This window comes from Opitutales bacterium, assembly GCA_013215165.1.
In the GTDB taxonomy this organism is placed as follows: domain Bacteria; phylum Verrucomicrobiota; class Verrucomicrobiia; order Opitutales; family JABSRG01; genus JABSRG01.
Genome location: JABSRG010000020.1, coordinates 16,991 through 33,831, shown reverse-complemented (window position 1 = coordinate 33,831; position 16,841 = coordinate 16,991). Strand labels below are relative to the sequence as shown.

Here is a 16,841-nt window from a genome sequence, read left to right as displayed (position 1 = left end):
AAGAGTGGAATCGAAGATACGAGGAGCTTTCCCAACTGCCCTTGTTGTAGATCCATAGTTCGAATAAACCTCGTTACTTTAATTGCGCCCGCAAACCAAAACGCGCTAATTAAACACTTGACCGAATCTTTCCCTAGGGCAGTATTTTTCGTTTCTATAAATAAAGGAATTTCCCATGGCACAACCCAAACGTAAACAGTCTAAACGTCGCAGCCGCCTCCGTCGTGGAGCCAACCGATTTAAAGCTCCTATTCTCGCACGTGACCCCAGTGATGGTTCTATCTTTATCCCACACCGTGTTAATCCGGCTAATGGGATGTATCGTGGCCGCCAGGTCGTCGATGTCGAAATCTAAGACTGTTGACTTAGAGCTCTGATCACGAGAGTTCTTCGCTGTGGTCACCTCAGTTGATAGTTCGAGCGCACCTAGAAGCATGGGTGCTCAAAATACGTGCAGCGGCACTATCGCTGTCGACATTATGGGTGGGGACAAAGGCCCTGAAGAAATTCTTCGCGGCATCTGCCTGGCATTGAAAAATGATCCTTCTTTGGAGGGTATTGTGGCCGTGGGTGCCGATGACGTTCTTGACAGATTCTTAGCGGGGGAAGGGAAGGCATATGATGGCCGTCTCTCCGTTCTCAAGACAAGCCAGGTCGTAGATATGAACGACAAAGCAGTCGATGCCGTCAAAAAGAAGCGGGATTCGTCGATGATGCAGGCGATCGATCTGGTGAAAAGTGGCAACGCTCGCGCGGTATTAAGCTGTGGAAACACCGGAGCGCTCATGGCGGGAGGCACCATAAAACTCCGGCCTTTGGCTGGAGTGGAGCGCCCTGCCATTGCTACGGTTATTCCATGCAAAGGAGGACATTATGTATTGTTGGATTCAGGAGCAAATCCAGATCCAGACCCAGAACACCTTGTCCACAACGCAATCTTGGGATCAAATTATGCCGAATGGGGCTTGGAGGTTGAAAACCCACGAGTCGGTTTGCTGACCATCGGAACAGAAGAGGGCAAGGGGAATGAGCGCACGATCGCAACGCATGCCCTGTTAAAACAACTGGATGGTGTAATTAATTACCGTGGATTAATCGAGGGTTTTCAGGTGTATGGCGGCGAGGTCGATGTGGTTGTGGCCGATGGTTTTGTGGGTAACATCCTCCTCAAAACATCCGAATCGCTCTACAAATTTCTCATAGAAGAGATTAAAGCGGAGGTCGCTTCTAGTAGCTGGATGCGCAAACTCGGGGCGCTCATGATGAAGGGCGTATTCGTGGACCTTAAAAAACGCTTGAGCCCGGAACAATATGGTGGGGCCCCGTTTCTTGGACTCAAAGGAAACGTCCTCAAATCCCATGGGTCTTCTAATCGATTTGCGATTGCAAGTGCGATACGAATTGGAGTGGATCTCGCCCGACGCGATATGATTGGGCACACCCACGATGACATCGAGCAAGCGAATAAAATTCTTGAACTTTCATGACAGTAGAAACGGCCGTGGTTTTGAGCGGGGTGGGGGCCTATGTCCCGGAGAAACGCCTGACGAATGATGACCTATCACAGATTGTTGATACCAACGATGAATGGATACGCAGTCGAACGGGTATTCGAGAGCGGCGGATAGCGGCGGATGGTCAAACGACGCTCGATATGGCCGAGCAAGCCGCGCTTCAGGCTATTGAGCGGTCCGGGGTAGAGAAGGAGGACATCGGTTTGATTGTGGTGGCGACTATGACGCCGGATATGCCCTTTCCGGCGACGGCTTGCTTATTACAGGACCGACTGGGAATCGGGCAGATCATGGCTTTCGATCTTGAGGCAGCTTGCAGTGGTTTCACCTACGCAGTGCAGGTTGCAGAAGGACTTTTGCGCACGGGAAGAATAGACCATGCCCTTGTCATTGGAGCAGACAAGGTATCGGGAATTTTGGATTGGGAGGACCGCGCAACCTGCGTACTTTTCGGAGATGGTGCCGGTGCGGCGGTGCTCTCTCGCGTAGACGGCCGAGATATCGGTATTTTAGACTGTCTCTCGCGCAGTGATGGATCAGACCCATCATTACTTTGCCAACCGGCCGGAGGTTCAGCTATGCCAGCGCGCCAGCAGACGATTGATGCACGCGGTCATTTCCTCAAGATGCGTGGTCGGGATTTGTTTAAGGTGGTGGTCAAGGTAGTGAACCGTCTGTGTCGAGATGTTATGGAGCGGAATAATATTCGCCCCGAAGATATCCGCTGGATTATCCCGCATCAGGCGAACCTCCGCATGATCGACAGTATGGCTAAGTATCTGGAAATACCTCCTGAAAAATTCTTTGTAAACCTCGAGCGATACGGTAATACCTCTGCTGCTTCGGTGCCGATTGCACTCGAAGAGGTGATCAGCAAGGGAGAGATCGAAACGGGAGACTTAATTTTATTGGTTGCCTTCGGCGCTGGGCTGACGTGGTCTGCAACCCTCATTCGATGGCACTGACATTTACCATGATCAGCAAATTTCGCTCATTTACCCTTTTCTTTTTTGCACTGTCTCTTGCCGATGGCCTCTGCGCTGCCTGGTATGATCCGTTTGGTTGGTTCACATCACGGGAAGAAGAGATCCTAAATTTACGCCCAGCGACTCTTGAGGAAGAGCAGGAAGCGGCGCGTCTCTATGAAGATGGATTAGCTGCTCTGGAGGTAGGAAAGGAGGGCCGTGCTAAAGGCCTCTTTGAAAAAATTGCTGACGATTATCAGCGCACCATTCCTGCGCCCGATGCTTTGATGCAAATCGCTCGGATCCATATGTCCCGGAGTAAATGGCATGAAGCTTTTGAGATGACTCGGATCACGTTGATTCGCTACCCAGATTATGAGGGTTTCAACGACATCGTAGCTACCCAATTTGAAATAGCGACGTCACTCATGGATGGGGCTCGGGGGCGCATATTTGGTATTATTCCTACATTTAAGAGCACGCGGAAAGCGCGAGATTATTTTGAAGGTGTGCTGAGAAACGGACCTTTTACAGAGTATGCGCCTTTGGCGTTGATGAACATCGCCAAAATATCAGTTGAGCGTGATGAGCCCGAATTCGCAATCGACGCATTGGATCGTCTTATCAACATATACCCAGACTCGACCCTCGCGGCTGATGCGTACCTGGAGCTGGCAAGAACCTACGCGTCACTCGTGGATGGCACGGCATATGACCAGGGTGCGACTCGCGAGGCTATTAGTTATTACGAAGACTTCTTAATTTTGTTTCCTGCAAGCAGTCTTGTGCCTGAGGCAGAGGCTGGCTTGTCCTACATGCGCGAAATCTTTGCTGCTTCGAAATATAACACGGGCGATTTCTATTTCCGGTTTAGAAAGAATACGACCGCTGCTTTAGCATTTTATAACGAGGCGATCACCGTCGGTCCGAATACCCATGCTGCAAATCTAGCACGCGAAAGAATCGAGTCTATCGAGGCAGGCGCACGGCCACCTAGGTTTGATATGGGGATGGATTCAGTTTGGCAAAATATTAGAGGCGGGGACGGACTCCCCGGAAGTGTGGAATAAGATGCTGCTTCGTCCCTTGTTCTTAATTGGATTCCTTGGATTCCTCTCTGGATGTTCTCAATACCAGATGGGGATACCCCATTCAGCGGTGATTGGGCAAGTAAACCGCATTTTTGTAGAGTTGCCTGATAATGAAACCTACTACCCAGAGTTGCGCGTTCCCGTCGTTCAGGCTCTTAGAAGTGAGCTAGCCCAAACGGGGAAGTTCCAAGTTGTTGGGTCGGCAGTAGAGGCCGATGCGATATTGAGCCTGAGGCTAATGGATTATGATCGGCAGCGCATTGCATCGCGGGCCGACGACTCTGGTTTGGCGGCTGTTTACCGCGGCAATCTGATCGCGGTAGTCGACTTAGTCTCCAATGTCGACGGACGCGCCTGGATCCAAGAACAAGAACTTGAGATTTCTGTCGATGTCCTAGCACGTCGGGGTGTGAGTCAATCTGAGTTCGTGCAAACTCCGGTATTTGCCTCGCTTCTCGCGACCGAGGTCAGAGATCTGTTGCTCACGACTTGGTAAGCGTTAAGAAAAGATGGTTGACTCAATTACTTAAAGATTCAGACGTCTCTAGCCTTAACCAATACATGACTCCTCACAAAGCAGCCTATTTTTATTTTTACTTCTACTTTGGTAGCAGGGATGGCTTGCCTTGTAAAAACTGACTGTTGCGCAGATTACACTTTTAACACGGCCCGCCATCCAGACTTCAGGATTGCGGGCTTTTTTTTGCCATCATGAACCCATCTAAAACATCAATAAACAACCTCAATATCGAGAGTTACGAAAATCTGGTTTCGATTTCTGAAATCAGAAAATCGATTCCTTCGACTGATGATGCTGAGAGGACTATAGCCAAGGGGCGCGAGGCGCTTTTTCGGATTCTCGACGGAGACGATGATCGCTTTGTAGTAGTAGTAGGGCCTTGTTCTATCCACGACCCAAAGGCGGCTCTCGAATACGCTCAGGCTATACAGGGCTTTCGAAAGCGCTTCGGCGATCGCATCGAAATCATCATGCGTGTCTATTTTGAAAAACCACGCACGTCGATTGGTTGGAAAGGTCTGATCAACGATCCTCATCTCGACGGTTCATACGATATGAATAACGGTCTGAAACTGTGCCGTTCTCTTCTCATCGAGATAAACGAAATGGGGGTGCCCGCCGGCACCGAACTCCTAGATCCGGTCATTGCAGCCTACATTGGTGAACTGGTCTCATGGGTCTCTATTGGAGCGCGGACCACCGAATCTCAGACGCATCGCCAGATGGCGAGTGGGCTCTCTGCCCCTGTCGGATTGAAGAATGGCACAGACGGGTCGCTCGACTCCCCGATGAATGCGATGATCTCTTCAGGCTCACCTCATGCCTTCCTCAGTATAAACGATGCCGGAGAGGCTTCGATTGTGCGGACGCGTGGAAACGATAAAACCCACATCATACTCCGTGGAGCTAAGGGTGCTTCAGGCTATGAGCCAAACTACAGCATGCAGCATGTTGAGACTGTGGAGGCGCGCTTGGAGAGTCTTGGGTTTAAGCCGCAGCTCATGGTGGATTGTTCCCACGCAAATTCGCGCTACGATCATACGTGCCAACGTACCGTGCTCGAGGATGTGATACAGCAAAAAACCAACGGCAACCGATCGATTTTCGGGGTGATGATCGAGAGTAATATTAACGAGGGAAAACAAAAGTTAGCGGGTCCGCTCGATTCCCTTAAATACGGTGTATCTGTCACGGATGCGTGCGTAAATCTTCAGGAGACCGAAGCGCTTCTAGCACACATATATGATGCTCGATCTGACATGTCCGTGTGAAGATAGTTTTGGCCTTTTCTTGAGCCTCACACTCGACCATTTTCGCAAATTGTGCGGCTATCTTTAAGAACTGAATATGCTTTGCGAGTCTTGGCTCAGCTGGGTAAAATCTATGGGCAAGATAAGTTGGCACAGATCGATTTTCTATCTCGAACCGAGTCTGTCCCGAGTAATTACTTAGTTCAGATCCTCAATGAGCTGCGTAACTCGGGCTTGGTTGGGAGTCGGCGCGGCAAACAAGGTGGCTATTTTTTAACCCAGTCCCCTGACTTGGTCACGGTCTATGACATCATTCGAGCGACGGATAGTGATATCCTAGATAATTCGATGAAACCGGACGGCGAACATGGTCGACATATATCAGTGGTATGGAACGGGCTGGTTCAACAAATTCACGGAAAGCTGAAGTCCGTTACTCTGAGGGATGTCATGAAGCCCGAGGACGACAAAATGTATTACATTTAGAACCCGACTGATTATGAGTATCTCACCTGATAATGTGACCGATTTGATCAAATCGAAAGTCCGTACCGTAAGGGATTGGCCCATTGCGAATGTAAACTACCGCGACGTTACCCCGCTTTTCTCTCATGTAGAATCCTTTCAGTTATTGGTGGGTTGGTTCTCGGACCTGGTTCACGACCGTAGAATCACCCGGGTGGCCGGAATCGATGCACGTGGTTTCATTGTCGCAGGAGCTGTGGCTCATGCGTGTCAGCTTCCTTTGTCTCTCGTCCGTAAAAAAGGGAAACTGCCCCCGGAAACCTTGGAAAGATCCTATACATTGGAATACGGCTCCGAATCCGTAGAGGTGCATTTGAATTCTGCGGAAACGCATGATCGATTGCTATTGATCGACGATTTGATTGCGACGGGTGGCACGCTCATGGCATCAGTCAACTTATATCATGAAATCGGCGTCAATGAGGTAGAAGTAGCGGCAATCATCGACTTGCCCGAACTCCAAGGAAGTAAACGTCTCGAAGGCGCAAACATCCCGGTAAATACAATTTGTGCGTTTACTGAGGACGAGTAGGTCTACCTCACATGGACATATTCGCCCTGTTCAGCTTCTTTCTTCAGGCGAAGTTGCCCGCAGGCTGCATCGATGTCATGTCCTTTTTCCCTCCGTATGGTGACGCTGACGCGTTCCTTTTTGAGTATTTGGACAAACGTGTTTTGCCGATTCATTGACGGGCGTCGCCATTTGAGTCCATCGACGTTATTGTATGGGATACAGTTCACATGAGCATGGAGGTCTTCGGCTATTTTTGCCAGAGCCTGAGCTTGTTCGAGAGAATCGTTTACCTCGTCGATCAAAATATACTCGAGCGTCACCATCCGCCCATTCTTAGAGCGAAAATAGTCGATTGCTGGCAATAGTTCTTCGAGCGGGTATTTTCGATTGATTGACATGATTTGTCGGCGCACGTCATTGGTGGCACCATGAAGAGAGACCGCAAGGCGCAGGCTGATCGGTTCATCTGCGAGGCGGCGAATCTCTGGGACAAGTCCGGAAGTGGACAGCGTGATGCGGCGGGCACCAAAATTGAGTCCCCACTCCGCATTGAGAATTTTGAGCGCGGGTATCACGTTTTCATAGTTCGAAAGAGGTTCGCCCATCCCCATCATGACTATGTTGTCGAACGCAGCTTGATCTCCGCGATCAGAATCTTGATCTTCCGACTCGATGGATCGCGTCGCGTGAATGAGCTGGGAAACGATTTCTGCGGTCGATAAGTCGCGTTTGAATCCAGCAATCCCACTCGCACAAAACCTACAGCCATAGGCACATCCTACCTGGCTGGAAACACAGACCGTTTTCCTGGAATTTTCTTGGCCAACTCCAGTCATGGGTGCGCGGATGACCACGGTTTCAACCAGAGAGCGATCCGGGTATTGGATAAGGAGCTTATTTGTGACATCTGATGCATCCTTTTTGAGCAGAATGTTCGACGGCATGAGGTCATATTGCTCAGAAAGCCAAAGGCGTAACTTCTTAGGAATGTTTGCCATCGCTTCCCATGAATCGACGCGCTTTCGGTAGAGCCATTGCATGATTTGGCCTGCGCGAAAGGCAGGTTGCCCCGCTTCTTTCAGAGATGCAGTGAGGCTCTGAAGCGTTTCACCATAAATACTGGGCAATGAATGTGACATGGAAATAAAATCGGTTTGACCCAGCTCATTGTAGGGCCTTCCAGCAAGTAGCGTTATGATTGTCATCGGTTATGGTCAAATCCTTGCTGTTCTACTCAAAACCTCCTGTATAAATGAATAGAAGTCCATTATTTGCTTCCGATAGACTGTGTCTCCTTCAGGCAGCCTATGGGATTTTGCCCGTGAAAGTGAGATTTGATGGGCACTGAGAACGCGTGTTTCACCATTTTAAAAGAGCTACTTAGGGGACCTGAGGCGTTCGTCTCCGGGGCACACTTAGCGTCTATTCTCGGAGTTTCACGCGTTTCGGTCTGGAAGGTGTTCGAACAATTGCGCGAAGAAGGCTTTGAGTTTGAAGCTGTCAGACGCAAGGGGTATCGAATCACGCGCTTCCCTCATCGCGTGCACAGAGAATGGGTGCTCAATCGATTAGGAGACGCAGGACATACGGATGTGTCTCTATCGGTTCACAATGTCGTCGACAGTACCAACTCTGAGGCTGAGCGTTGGTTGGCGGATCGCCGGCCGACGCCCCATTTTATTGTGGCTGGGCAGCAAACTAACGGGCGAGGGCGCCATGGACGCGTCTGGGTCAGCGAATCTGACGAGAACCTTTATTTGTCCGCATTATTTCGTCCCAAGATGGTTCCGGCAGATCTTCAGCGCTGGACAGTCTGGGTGGGCATTCACATTGCGCGCGCATTGCAACGCCTGACGGAGATACCGATCCAAATAAAATGGCCGAATGACCTGTGGATTGATGGACAGAAAGTGGGTGGCATGCTCACAGAGGCGAGAGTGGACTACGATGAAGTCCGCGATCTCGTTTTCGGAGTGGGCCTAAATATAAATGATAAGCCGAGCTCTTCTGGATTTTCGGTAACATCTCTTTCGCATTACACCGGAAAGAAGCTCTACGCCTCCGAGATCGCAGCGGTGGTGATCGGGGCGGTGATCGAAGCATTCGAATCCTTAAATGCTCCTGAGACCGCTCGTCAATTGGTCGCATTGTGGCCGGCCTATGATGCACTTTCAGGGCAAAAAATTGTCATTCAACGGGGCGATGCTCCCGTCAACGGCGTCGTTTATGGTATCGAGCCAACAGGGGTCTTGTTGCTTGAAGACGAGCGTGGCAAAGTGCATAGAATTCACTCTGGAGAAGTCGAGCGTGTCAGGCCTGTGTGAGTGCAGCGTAAGCAAGCGTTGATACATAGGTCTGACCGCGAGCTTGACGGTCCACGGCCTTGGCAACAGTTTCCGGCTGCTATGATCGATATCAAGCTCCTCAGGGAAAATCCCGAAGCAGTAAAAGCAGCGATCGCGCGCAAGAAGTTTGCCTGCGATATAGATGCCGTGCTGTCCTTGGATTCCCGTCGCCGCGAGCTGATCACAGAAGCAGAGCAAGCCCGAGCAGCGCAAAAGGCTGCGAGTAAGGATATGGCGTCTTTGAAAAAGGGTTCAGAAGCGTTCATGTCAAAAGTGGGGGAGACCAAGGAGTTAGCCGCGCGAGCTAAAGCGCTCGACGCTGATGCCAAGGCAGCAGATGAGGCTTTCAGAGCGGCCTTGATGGTAGTTCCCAATGTTCCTGCTCATGATATTCCCGATGGCAAAACAGAGGAAGATGCTGAAGAGGTTTTGGTTGAGGCAGAAACCGGTGCCTACCCACATGCAATTCCTCATTTTGATATCCCCGGTTTCTCAACCGCAGTCGACTTTGATCGCGGGTCAAAAGTTACCGGTGCGGGCTTCCCATTTTACGTGGGCCCAATGGCGAGGCTGGTACGAAGCTTACTCCAATTTTTCCTCAATGAGGCTCAGGCGGCTGGTTTTGAAGAGGTCTTGGCACCCCTTTTGGTAAATGCTGCGAGTGCGACAGCTACGGGACAACTTCCTGACAAAGAGGGGCAAATGTATTGGGATAGGAGCGAAGAGCTTTATCTCATACCGACTGCCGAGCTTCCCATTACCAATTATTTTCGAGACGAGATAATCGACCCAAAGATTCTGCCCCTGAAGCGCTGTGGCCACACGCCATGTTTCCGAAGAGAGGCTGGGAGTTGGGGGGCGCATGTGCGCGGCCTTAATCGTCTTCACCAGTTCGACAAAGTTGAGGTGGTCGCATGGGTGAAGCCGAATGAAAGCCTCGCGATGCTCGAAGATCTGCGGGCACACGGGGAAAGCGTGCTGCGCAAACTACAGTTACCCTTTCGCACTCTGCTTATGGCAGCAGGAGATATCGGCTTCGCGAATCATAGACAATACGATCTCGAAGTCTACGCTGCCGGTCAAAAACGATGGCTTGAGGTCTCGAGTTGTAGCAGTTTTTCCGATTTTCAGGCGCGGCGGGCCAATATCCGATTCCGGGGTGAGGACGGTAAACCAGCATTCGTTCACACGCTCAATGGCTCTGCTCTGGCCATTCCTCGCGTGCTTGGAGCGCTCTTGGAAAACAACTATCAACCGGACGGCAGTATCTCAATTCCCGCAGCGATCCAACCCTTGTTCGGATCAGACAAACTGGTTCTCGCCACCTAGAGCGGGTTTCGGATCTGTCGAAATTCGGAATGGTTACAATGGATTGGCACACCCAACCGGATACCTTCAAAGAAATTCGTCATACCTGGGATATTCCAGCGGCAGTATCGAGCGAGATAGCAAGGAGTATAGGTCGCTGGGGAGTGAGTTGCAGCGGGGGATGCGACTCCGTGTGCGCCGTGTTATGGGCATTGGCTTATCTGGGTGCTGAGCGATTGGTCGTCATACACTTTGACCATGGATTACGAGGCGTGGCGTCTGAGGATGATGCACGTTGGGTTCAGGCCTTGTCTGCTACACTAGGTGTAGCGTGCTTGGTCGGTCAGGGCAGCGTGGATTCAAGTGCTTCCGAGGCGCAGCTTAGAGAGCAGAGACAGGCTTTTGTCGCTGAGATCGTCCGTCAGGAGCGTTTGGAAGGAGTGATCACTGGGCACCATGCCGGAGATGTCCTGGAGACCGTCTTGTTGCGCCTGCTACGACAGTCTTCGGTAGAGGGATTGGCTGCGCCCCGACCGCTATCCTGCGATGAATTAGGCACCAAGCGGCTGCGACCTTTATTGGGGAAGACAAAAGCTGACCTTGAGGCTTTTCTTCAGCAAATCGGGCTCGATTGGAGAGAAGACCAAAGTAATGCAGACGCAGCCTATGCACGTAATTTTATTCGAGCAAAGGTCATCCCCCAGCTCAGCGAATTGGCAGAGCGCGAAGGTCGAAACCTCTCATCTGCCGTCGGAGGATTTCGAGAGCTGATGGAAGATGTCGGAGAGGTCTTTGACTGGGCAATCGGGGAAAATTTCAAAGAAAAAAGTGTCTCTTTGGCGACATTGCATCCCTTCCCAAAAGCCTTGAAAAAAGCGTATGTCGGTAGGTGGATACAGCATCATACCGGGGCTTATCCAGAGCGTAGGCTCTTAGCAAAAATCGTCGCTGATTACGATAGTGACAGCTTAGATCAACAATTATCATCGACATGGCGAATCGCTGCAGAGGATGGCGAGATTCAGCTCCTGGCGAAGGACAAAGAGTATATCTGCGACTATCACTCTAGCCTGCCAGTCGGAGCGGAGACCCACTGTCCTTGGGTTGGGTACTTTGAAGTCGAGCTTTTGGGCAAAGGGTCTGGGTTTCAGGAGGAAATTCGAAGCAAGCCCATCAATCCGATGATAGAGGCAATCATCGGAATCGATTCTGAATGCGTGCCCTCGTTTTCTCTTAGACCTCGTCGGCCGGGAGATACATTTCACGCTATGGGCGCACCGGGTAAAAGAAAACTCAAGGATGTGTTTATAGATAAGAAGATTCCACTTCGGGAACGAGATGAGATGCCGATTGTCGTAGATGGGACAGATCGTATGGTTTGGCGACCAGGATTTCCCCCTGCTGAAGCATGGAAAGTCTTGTCCCACCACAATCATGCTCTTCGGTTGACTTACAGACACCGCTAATTTCCCATTATCTTTTACGAAAAATGTCAGAATCAGACCCTTCAAATAAGCAAGGCGGCCAACGTGCCCCACAGCCTCCCGATCGCTTTCAGCCCAAAGTCATCATAATTTGGTTAATCATTTTCGCTGCCATCATCGGTGTGTGGCAGATTAATGGAACAACTGAAACCGAGTTTACCACCTGGAAGATACCACAGGTGGTGCAAGCCATTGAAAACAACCAGGTCATCGAAGGCACGATGACTCAGGACCCTCAAGGCGGATACCAATACTACACAATTGAGGGCATGTATCGCCCTGGCGAAGAATTCAATTCAGAAGGAGTCACTTCGACAGGCGTTGCCGAGCCGATACCTTTTCGCGCCTCGGGGCGCGTTATTGATGAACAGCATCTCATTCTCCAGCGTGTGTTGAAGGAAAAGGCTGGAGGCAATTATTTAATGGATCTCCTTTTTGGACTCCTGCCATTCGTGATCATCATTGCGCTGCTTTATTTCCTTTTTATCCGCCAGCTACGCAATGCGGGCCGTGGTGCGATGAGTTTTGGAAAGAGTAAGGCGAAGATGCTGACACGCGACCGCGAACGCGTCACTTTTGCCCAGGTCGCAGGTTGCGAGGAGGCCAAAGAGGAAGTATCTGAGATCGTCGACTTCCTCAAAGATCCCAAAAAATTTCAGCGCATTGGTGGACGTATTCCTAAGGGCGTTTTGATGGTGGGTCCTCCGGGAACGGGTAAAACACTCCTTGCTCGAGCTGTCGCTGGCGAGGCTGAGGTGCCGTTTTTTAGCATCAGTGGATCTGATTTTGTGGAGATGTTTGTCGGTGTCGGCGCCGCCCGCGTGCGCGACATGTTTGAACAAGGGCGAAAGAATGCACCATGTTTGATTTTTATTGATGAGATAGACGCCGTGGGTCGTCAGCGCGGAGCTGGACTCGGAGGCGGAAATGATGAGCGTGAGCAGACTCTCAACTCTCTGCTCGTTGAAATGGATGGTTTTGATGGACACGAAGGTGTCATCATTATTGCCGCAACCAATCGCCCAGATGTCTTGGATAACGCATTACTCCGTCCCGGACGTTTTGACCGTCAAGTCGTGATTGATCTTCCAGACCGCAAGGGTCGGGAAGAGATTCTGAAGGTCCACGCAAAGAAGATAGCATTATCCAAGCATGTCGATCTCGACATTGTCGCCCGCAATACTCCCGGATTTTCGGGGGCGGATCTAGCAAATCTTCTGAATGAAGCAGCCCTTGTCGCTGCGCGGACCAATAAAAAAGAAGTTAGCCATCAAGACATCGATGAGGCCCGTGAGAAGATTGCTTTCGGACGTGAACGCCGGAAGCTCATGGACGATGAGGATCGGCGGATTACTGCATGGCACGAAGCCGGCCACGCTATTGTGCAGGCAGTCATTGATGACGGTTTCCTTCCCGTTCACAAGGTAACCATCATCCCGCGTGGACAGTCTCTAGGGAGTACCATGTTTATCCCGAAAAAAGATATCCTCAATCAAGCCAAACGCCGCCTGATGAATCAGATGTGCACGGGCATGGGCGGGCGCGCCGCAGAAGAGCTCGTCATGGGCGATATCACCACGGGTGCCTCTGGAGATATTAAAATGGTTACCAAGATCGCCCGTAGCATGGTATGTGATTGGGGCATGACTGATCTCGGCCCAGTCGCTTATGGAGATAACCAAGATCATGTCTTTTTAGGTAAGGAGATATCTCGTGATCAGAACTACTCCGAAGATACCGCCCAGAAAATTGATTCTAAGATCTTTGATCTTGTGGAAGGGCAGCATCAACGTGCGCTTGAAATCCTTACGGAACATCGTGCTGCTCTCGATGCGTTGGCTGAGGCACTACTCGAGTTTGAGACCCTGGAGGGCATCCATGTTAAGGAGATCTTGGATACTGGCTCCATTCAGAGCCCAGTCGTTCCTGTTAAGAAACCTGAAGTGAAAAGCGACGAAGAGGAAGACGAGTCTTCAAAGGCAGCCAAAGAGCCCAAAAAACTCAAAGACGGCGACTTCGGTGGAGAGCCAGCTGGAGTTCCGGCTTAACGTATAGCCTGTTTAGTTTCTGTGCGCGTGGGCCCTCCAGGCCCACGCATTTTTATGTCCAAATACAATGAAAGACGTACTGGGAAAGGAAGTCGTGCCAGGTGATGTGCTCGCTATCTCCACGAGGCGAGGAAAGCACGATAGCATGATTAAGATCCTTGCCGTCACGGAAATTGGTGAGGATGGACGAGGAGGGGAATATATCCGTGGGTATGAAGGCTCTGGACTACGGTCTCAGATACAGAAGGAGAATAACCTCATCGTAATATCCGACATACTCGATGTCGATCATCCTAGGCTGGAACTGATCTGTTCCCGAATGAGTGACGCTGAGCTAGCAGCTCTTAACGAGCGCCTTTCCAATCGTTCCTAATTCAAACCCAGATAGGCGTGTTCATGCACTCGGGGCGTAGAATGCCTATGAAAGGCATGTTGCGGTATTTCTCTGAATAATCGATACCATACCCGACAACCGCCTCATCAGGAACATCAAAGCCTACTATATCAGCCAAGAATGGTGTAGCTTGGCGACCCTGTTTACGTAGCAGAACACAAGTCCGAATGTCACGCGGGCCAAGACTCCGCAGAGCACGGTGAACCTTTTGGAGTGTGAGGCCTGTATCGAGGATGTCGTCTATCAGAAGGACGGAGCGACCTCTTAAATTGAGGTGTATTTGCTCAGCGATGTCCTGTTCGGTAAATGACTGTGGTCCAGCCTTGTATGATGACACGTGCAAGCAATCTAGCATCACAGGCAACTTGATTGCTCGCATCAAATCCGCCGTAAAGATCACTGCACCATTAACGATCGAAATGACTACAATCTCATCGCCTTGATAGATCTGGTCTATCTGCTTGCCGATTTCCACAACCCGTCGTTGAAGCGAGTTTTCGCTGACAAGAACGGTTTCGATATCTTCAAGCATAGTCTTAGGTGCGCCTGATCCAGTTGGGTCGTGCACGTCATAACAAATTGAATGCTAACCACCTACGTGCAAGGCTTTTCGGATTCACTGCATTTGCCATGCGCGAATATATGTAGCTTTAGAATTTATCGAAGCTAGGCATGTGAATGATCTGTGTTACGCCTGGCTCTTCAGAATGAGCAGACGAGAGGAGGATAGAAACGAAAACTGAGGTAGTTAACAGAATGCGCATTTAGACTTGGGGTGGGGGTTTAGCTTTAGCTGATTAATGAACAGTCGACTCACGAAGTTTCGCTGGGCGATTCGGAATTAACAGAAAATTCCTGAACTACGCCAAAACGGGTTCCTGCTCCACCCATTTGCCATGTTCTTTAATGAGCGACACGAGCTCATCGACCGCAAATTCCGAAGGAATCCCATTTTTTACGCACTTCTTTCCTACATATAAATTGATTTTACCTGGAGCACCGCCGACATAGCCGAAATCCGCATCTGCCATCTCTCCGGGACCATTTACAATACAGCCCATGACAGCGATTGTAACGCCTTTGAGGTGAGAGGTTTTTTCCTTCACACGGGCCGTGGTCGTTTGCAGGTCAAACAAAGTCCTGCCGCAGCTTGGGCAAGCAACATATTCTGTCTTTGATATCCGCACACGCGCGCCCTGCAATATGTTGTATCCCAGCATAACCGCTTGCGGTAAATTCGTTACGGTTTCCACGCTTAATATATCACCCAAGCCGTCACACAGTAGGGGGCCCGCCAACAAAGCCGACTCCATGAGGCGGTCGCTGAATCCTTCTGGCGTATAAATATGGCTGTCCGCATTCAGCCTGATCCAAAGAGGAATCTCTCGCCCTCTCAAAGTTTCTACAATTTGGCGATATTGTCCCAGCGCGTGCATAGCGTTTGGCTCGATCAGGGCTCCAGCGATGACGTGAGAGGTGGGGAGTTTCGCCAAAAGACTCTGCCAGTTTTCTGCAGTAGAATTGATTGCGAGGGTAGCATTTAGCAGGGAAGTTAGCTCATGCCACGGGGCAATCTCGTCTGCATGGGTAAATGTTCTAGAGAAGATCAGGCCTCTCGCCGTTTGAGCATGTTCTAATATTACCTGAGGATCTAGATTCTCGCTGACTTCCAAAACAAAACAGGCAACAGTGCTCTGGAGAGCTTCTGCTATTTTCAAATTCTGAATCAAGGTCTCTGGATCGGGGGTCTTCAGGATCAGGCCCTCGACCGGGTTGTCCTTATATCGAATCTGATAGTGGCAAACTGCGTTGATCAGTTCCTGCCCGGCGAGATTTGGATCTGGGCGGACCCAGACTGGAACGGTTGCGTTGGCACCTGCGGCTAAAGGCCTGAGGCTTGTGCCAAGTTTGGTAGCTCTAGAGATCCGTCGATTGAATTCGAAAGGATTGATCGAATCGTGCGTGGAGAGATCTTCCTCAAATTGCCGATTGCGCAGTATAGTGGCGTGCTCAGCCAGAGCCCGAGCTACTGGGACTTCGTAGACGGGATCCTCCGTCAATGACACGCGTATGGTATCGCCCAGTCCATCGTAGAGTAAGGTACCGATACCGATGGTGCTTTTGATGCGCGCGTCTTCACCGTCACCGGCTTCGGTTACACCAAGATGAAGAGGATAAGCCATGCCCTCCGACTTCATTTTCGAAACGGCCAGCCGATAGGCCTCAATCATTACCTTGGGATTTGAGGCCTTCATGGATAAAATGATATCGTGAAAGCCGTGCGATTTCGCGATGCGAATAAACTCCAGCGCCGACTCGACCATGCCCAAGGGTGAATCGCCATAACGATTCATGATACGATCGGAAAGCGACCCGTGGTTGGTTCCGATGCGCATGGCCTTACCCAGCTCCTTAGTCCGCAAGACGATGGGTGAAAAAGCCTCATGAAGGCGCTCCATTTCTTCGTCGTATTGATCGTCTGAATACTCACGTATTTTAAACGTCTTCCGGTCGGCATAATTGCCCGGGTTGATGCGGACCTTATCAACGTGATTGACGGCCTCCATAGCCACTTTCGGTAAGAAGTGGATATCTGCCACGAGGGGAATCGCCACCTTGGCCTGGATGAGTCCCTTTCTAATTTCCCCCAGTGCTCTTCCCGCCGCTAAGGTCGGAGCGGTGATGCGGACGATTTCACAGCCAGCCTCAGCGAGTTCTATCGTCTGGCGTATAGTCGCATCCACGTCACAGGTGTCGGTGGTGGTCATCGACTGGACCCGTATTGGATTATCGCCGCCAATGCACACGCCGCCGACATTGACGGCACGTGTTTTCCAGCGTTTTGTTTGAAAGCGAGAGTGACAGTAGGGCTCCATCACGAAA

Annotated in this window: 16 protein-coding genes; 13 read left to right on the top strand and 3 right to left on the bottom strand. The window is 50.7% G+C overall.

Translation table 11 applies throughout. The features are described from left to right. Nucleotides 1–175: 175 nt before the first annotated feature. The 8 genes from rpmF (at nucleotide 176) to HRU10_05990 (ending at nucleotide 6,397) form a co-directional block, all read left to right on the top strand. Nucleotides 176–355, top strand: a complete 180-nt coding sequence (rpmF, locus tag HRU10_06025; protein NRA26792.1) for a 50S ribosomal protein L32 — start codon at nucleotides 176–178, stop codon at nucleotides 353–355. Between the two features lie 79 nt (nucleotides 356–434). Then, nucleotides 435–1,487 (top strand): phosphate acyltransferase PlsX, encoded by a 1,053-nt coding sequence (gene plsX / locus HRU10_06020; protein NRA26791.1) that lies wholly within the window; start codon nucleotides 435–437, stop codon nucleotides 1,485–1,487. Continuing rightward, complete coding sequence (locus tag HRU10_06015; GenBank protein NRA26790.1) at nucleotides 1,484–2,479, top strand: ketoacyl-ACP synthase III; 996 nt, start codon at nucleotides 1,484–1,486, stop codon at nucleotides 2,477–2,479. The genes plsX and HRU10_06015 overlap by 4 nt, the downstream gene beginning before the upstream one ends. Next, nucleotides 2,470–3,549: an outer membrane protein assembly factor BamD gene (gene bamD, locus HRU10_06010; GenBank protein ID NRA26789.1), complete on the top strand. Its 1,080-nt coding sequence runs from the start codon at nucleotides 2,470–2,472 to the stop codon at nucleotides 3,547–3,549. The genes HRU10_06015 and bamD overlap by 10 nt, the downstream gene beginning before the upstream one ends. A gap of 67 nt (nucleotides 3,550–3,616) precedes the next feature. Beyond that, nucleotides 3,617–4,066, top strand: a complete 450-nt coding sequence (locus HRU10_06005; protein ID NRA26788.1) for a hypothetical protein — start codon at nucleotides 3,617–3,619, stop codon at nucleotides 4,064–4,066. Between the two features lie 215 nt (nucleotides 4,067–4,281). Beyond that, a complete protein-coding gene (locus HRU10_06000; GenBank protein NRA26787.1) occupies nucleotides 4,282–5,361 on the top strand; it encodes a 3-deoxy-7-phosphoheptulonate synthase in 1,080 nt (359 codons plus the stop codon). A 51-nt stretch (nucleotides 5,362–5,412) separates the two neighbouring features. After that, entirely contained in the window at nucleotides 5,413–5,826 is a 414-nt protein-coding gene (locus HRU10_05995) for an Rrf2 family transcriptional regulator (GenBank protein ID NRA26786.1), read from the top strand. A 13-nt stretch (nucleotides 5,827–5,839) separates the two neighbouring features. Next, the gene (locus tag HRU10_05990; protein NRA26785.1) at nucleotides 5,840–6,397 is read left to right on the top strand and encodes an adenine phosphoribosyltransferase; all 558 of its coding nucleotides are present in this window, start codon (nucleotides 5,840–5,842) and stop codon (nucleotides 6,395–6,397) included. A gap of 2 nt (nucleotides 6,398–6,399) precedes the next feature. Here HRU10_05990 and rlmN read toward each other — a convergent pair whose 3' ends face one another. Further along, nucleotides 6,400–7,524: a 23S rRNA (adenine(2503)-C(2))-methyltransferase RlmN gene (rlmN, locus tag HRU10_05985; GenBank protein ID NRA26784.1), complete on the bottom strand. Its 1,125-nt coding sequence runs from the start codon at nucleotides 7,522–7,524 to the stop codon at nucleotides 6,400–6,402. Nucleotides 7,525–7,716: 192 nt separating this feature from the next. On the opposite strand from rlmN, the gene HRU10_05980 reads away from it, so the two are divergent. The 5 genes from HRU10_05980 to HRU10_05960 all read left to right on the top strand — a co-directional run bounded on the left by HRU10_05980 (nucleotide 7,717) and on the right by HRU10_05960 (nucleotide 13,937). Continuing rightward, a complete protein-coding gene (locus HRU10_05980; protein ID NRA26783.1) occupies nucleotides 7,717–8,703 on the top strand; it encodes a biotin--[acetyl-CoA-carboxylase] ligase in 987 nt (328 codons plus the stop codon). An 81-nt stretch (nucleotides 8,704–8,784) separates the two neighbouring features. Beyond that, nucleotides 8,785–10,053 carry a serine--tRNA ligase gene (serS, locus tag HRU10_05975; GenBank protein ID NRA26782.1) on the top strand — a complete coding sequence of 423 codons (1,269 nt, stop codon included), beginning with the start codon at nucleotides 8,785–8,787 and terminating at the stop codon, nucleotides 10,051–10,053. Nucleotides 10,054–10,091: 38 nt separating this feature from the next. Beyond that, nucleotides 10,092–11,498, top strand: a complete 1,407-nt coding sequence (gene tilS, locus HRU10_05970; GenBank protein ID NRA26781.1) for a tRNA lysidine(34) synthetase TilS — start codon at nucleotides 10,092–10,094, stop codon at nucleotides 11,496–11,498. A gap of 23 nt (nucleotides 11,499–11,521) precedes the next feature. Further along, nucleotides 11,522–13,564 (top strand): ATP-dependent zinc metalloprotease FtsH, encoded by a 2,043-nt coding sequence (locus tag HRU10_05965; GenBank protein NRA26780.1) that lies wholly within the window; start codon nucleotides 11,522–11,524, stop codon nucleotides 13,562–13,564. Between the two features lie 67 nt (nucleotides 13,565–13,631). After that, nucleotides 13,632–13,937 (top strand): hypothetical protein, encoded by a 306-nt coding sequence (locus HRU10_05960; GenBank protein NRA26779.1) that lies wholly within the window; start codon nucleotides 13,632–13,634, stop codon nucleotides 13,935–13,937. A gap of 1 nt (nucleotide 13,938) precedes the next feature. On the opposite strand, the gene hpt is transcribed toward HRU10_05960, so the two are convergent. After that, on the bottom strand, nucleotides 13,939–14,490 hold the full coding sequence (hpt, locus tag HRU10_05955; protein NRA26778.1) for a hypoxanthine phosphoribosyltransferase: 552 nt from the start codon (nucleotides 14,488–14,490) through the stop codon (nucleotides 13,939–13,941). Nucleotides 14,491–14,818: 328 nt separating this feature from the next. After that, nucleotides 14,819–16,834, bottom strand: a complete 2,016-nt coding sequence (ispG, locus tag HRU10_05950) for a (E)-4-hydroxy-3-methylbut-2-enyl-diphosphate synthase (GenBank protein ID NRA26777.1) — start codon at nucleotides 16,832–16,834, stop codon at nucleotides 14,819–14,821. Nucleotides 16,835–16,841: the final 7 nt, after the last annotated feature.

What these genes read in the sequence shown, in the direction of transcription:
- hpt (NRA26778.1), bottom strand. Translation starts at nt 14,490, where the DNA reads ATGCTTGAAGATATCGAAACCGTTCTTGTCAGCGAAAACTCGCTTCAA.
- plsX (NRA26791.1), top strand. Translation starts at nt 435, where the DNA reads ATGGGTGCTCAAAATACGTGCAGCGGCACTATCGCTGTCGACATTATG.
- HRU10_06005 (NRA26788.1), top strand. Translation starts at nt 3,617, where the DNA reads ATGGGGATACCCCATTCAGCGGTGATTGGGCAAGTAAACCGCATTTTT.
- bamD (NRA26789.1), top strand. Translation starts at nt 2,470, where the DNA reads ATGGCACTGACATTTACCATGATCAGCAAATTTCGCTCATTTACCCTT.
- HRU10_06000 (NRA26787.1), top strand. Translation starts at nt 4,282, where the DNA reads ATGAACCCATCTAAAACATCAATAAACAACCTCAATATCGAGAGTTAC.
- HRU10_05965 (NRA26780.1), top strand. Translation starts at nt 11,522, where the DNA reads ATGTCAGAATCAGACCCTTCAAATAAGCAAGGCGGCCAACGTGCCCCA.
- HRU10_05980 (NRA26783.1), top strand. Translation starts at nt 7,717, where the DNA reads ATGGGCACTGAGAACGCGTGTTTCACCATTTTAAAAGAGCTACTTAGG.
- tilS (NRA26781.1), top strand. Translation starts at nt 10,092, where the DNA reads ATGGATTGGCACACCCAACCGGATACCTTCAAAGAAATTCGTCATACC.
- rpmF (NRA26792.1), top strand. Translation starts at nt 176, where the DNA reads ATGGCACAACCCAAACGTAAACAGTCTAAACGTCGCAGCCGCCTCCGT.
- serS (NRA26782.1), top strand. Translation starts at nt 8,785, where the DNA reads ATGATCGATATCAAGCTCCTCAGGGAAAATCCCGAAGCAGTAAAAGCA.
- HRU10_05960 (NRA26779.1), top strand. Translation starts at nt 13,632, where the DNA reads ATGAAAGACGTACTGGGAAAGGAAGTCGTGCCAGGTGATGTGCTCGCT.
- HRU10_06015 (NRA26790.1), top strand. Translation starts at nt 1,484, where the DNA reads ATGACAGTAGAAACGGCCGTGGTTTTGAGCGGGGTGGGGGCCTATGTC.
- HRU10_05990 (NRA26785.1), top strand. Translation starts at nt 5,840, where the DNA reads ATGAGTATCTCACCTGATAATGTGACCGATTTGATCAAATCGAAAGTC.
- ispG (NRA26777.1), bottom strand. Translation starts at nt 16,834, where the DNA reads ATGGAGCCCTACTGTCACTCTCGCTTTCAAACAAAACGCTGGAAAACA.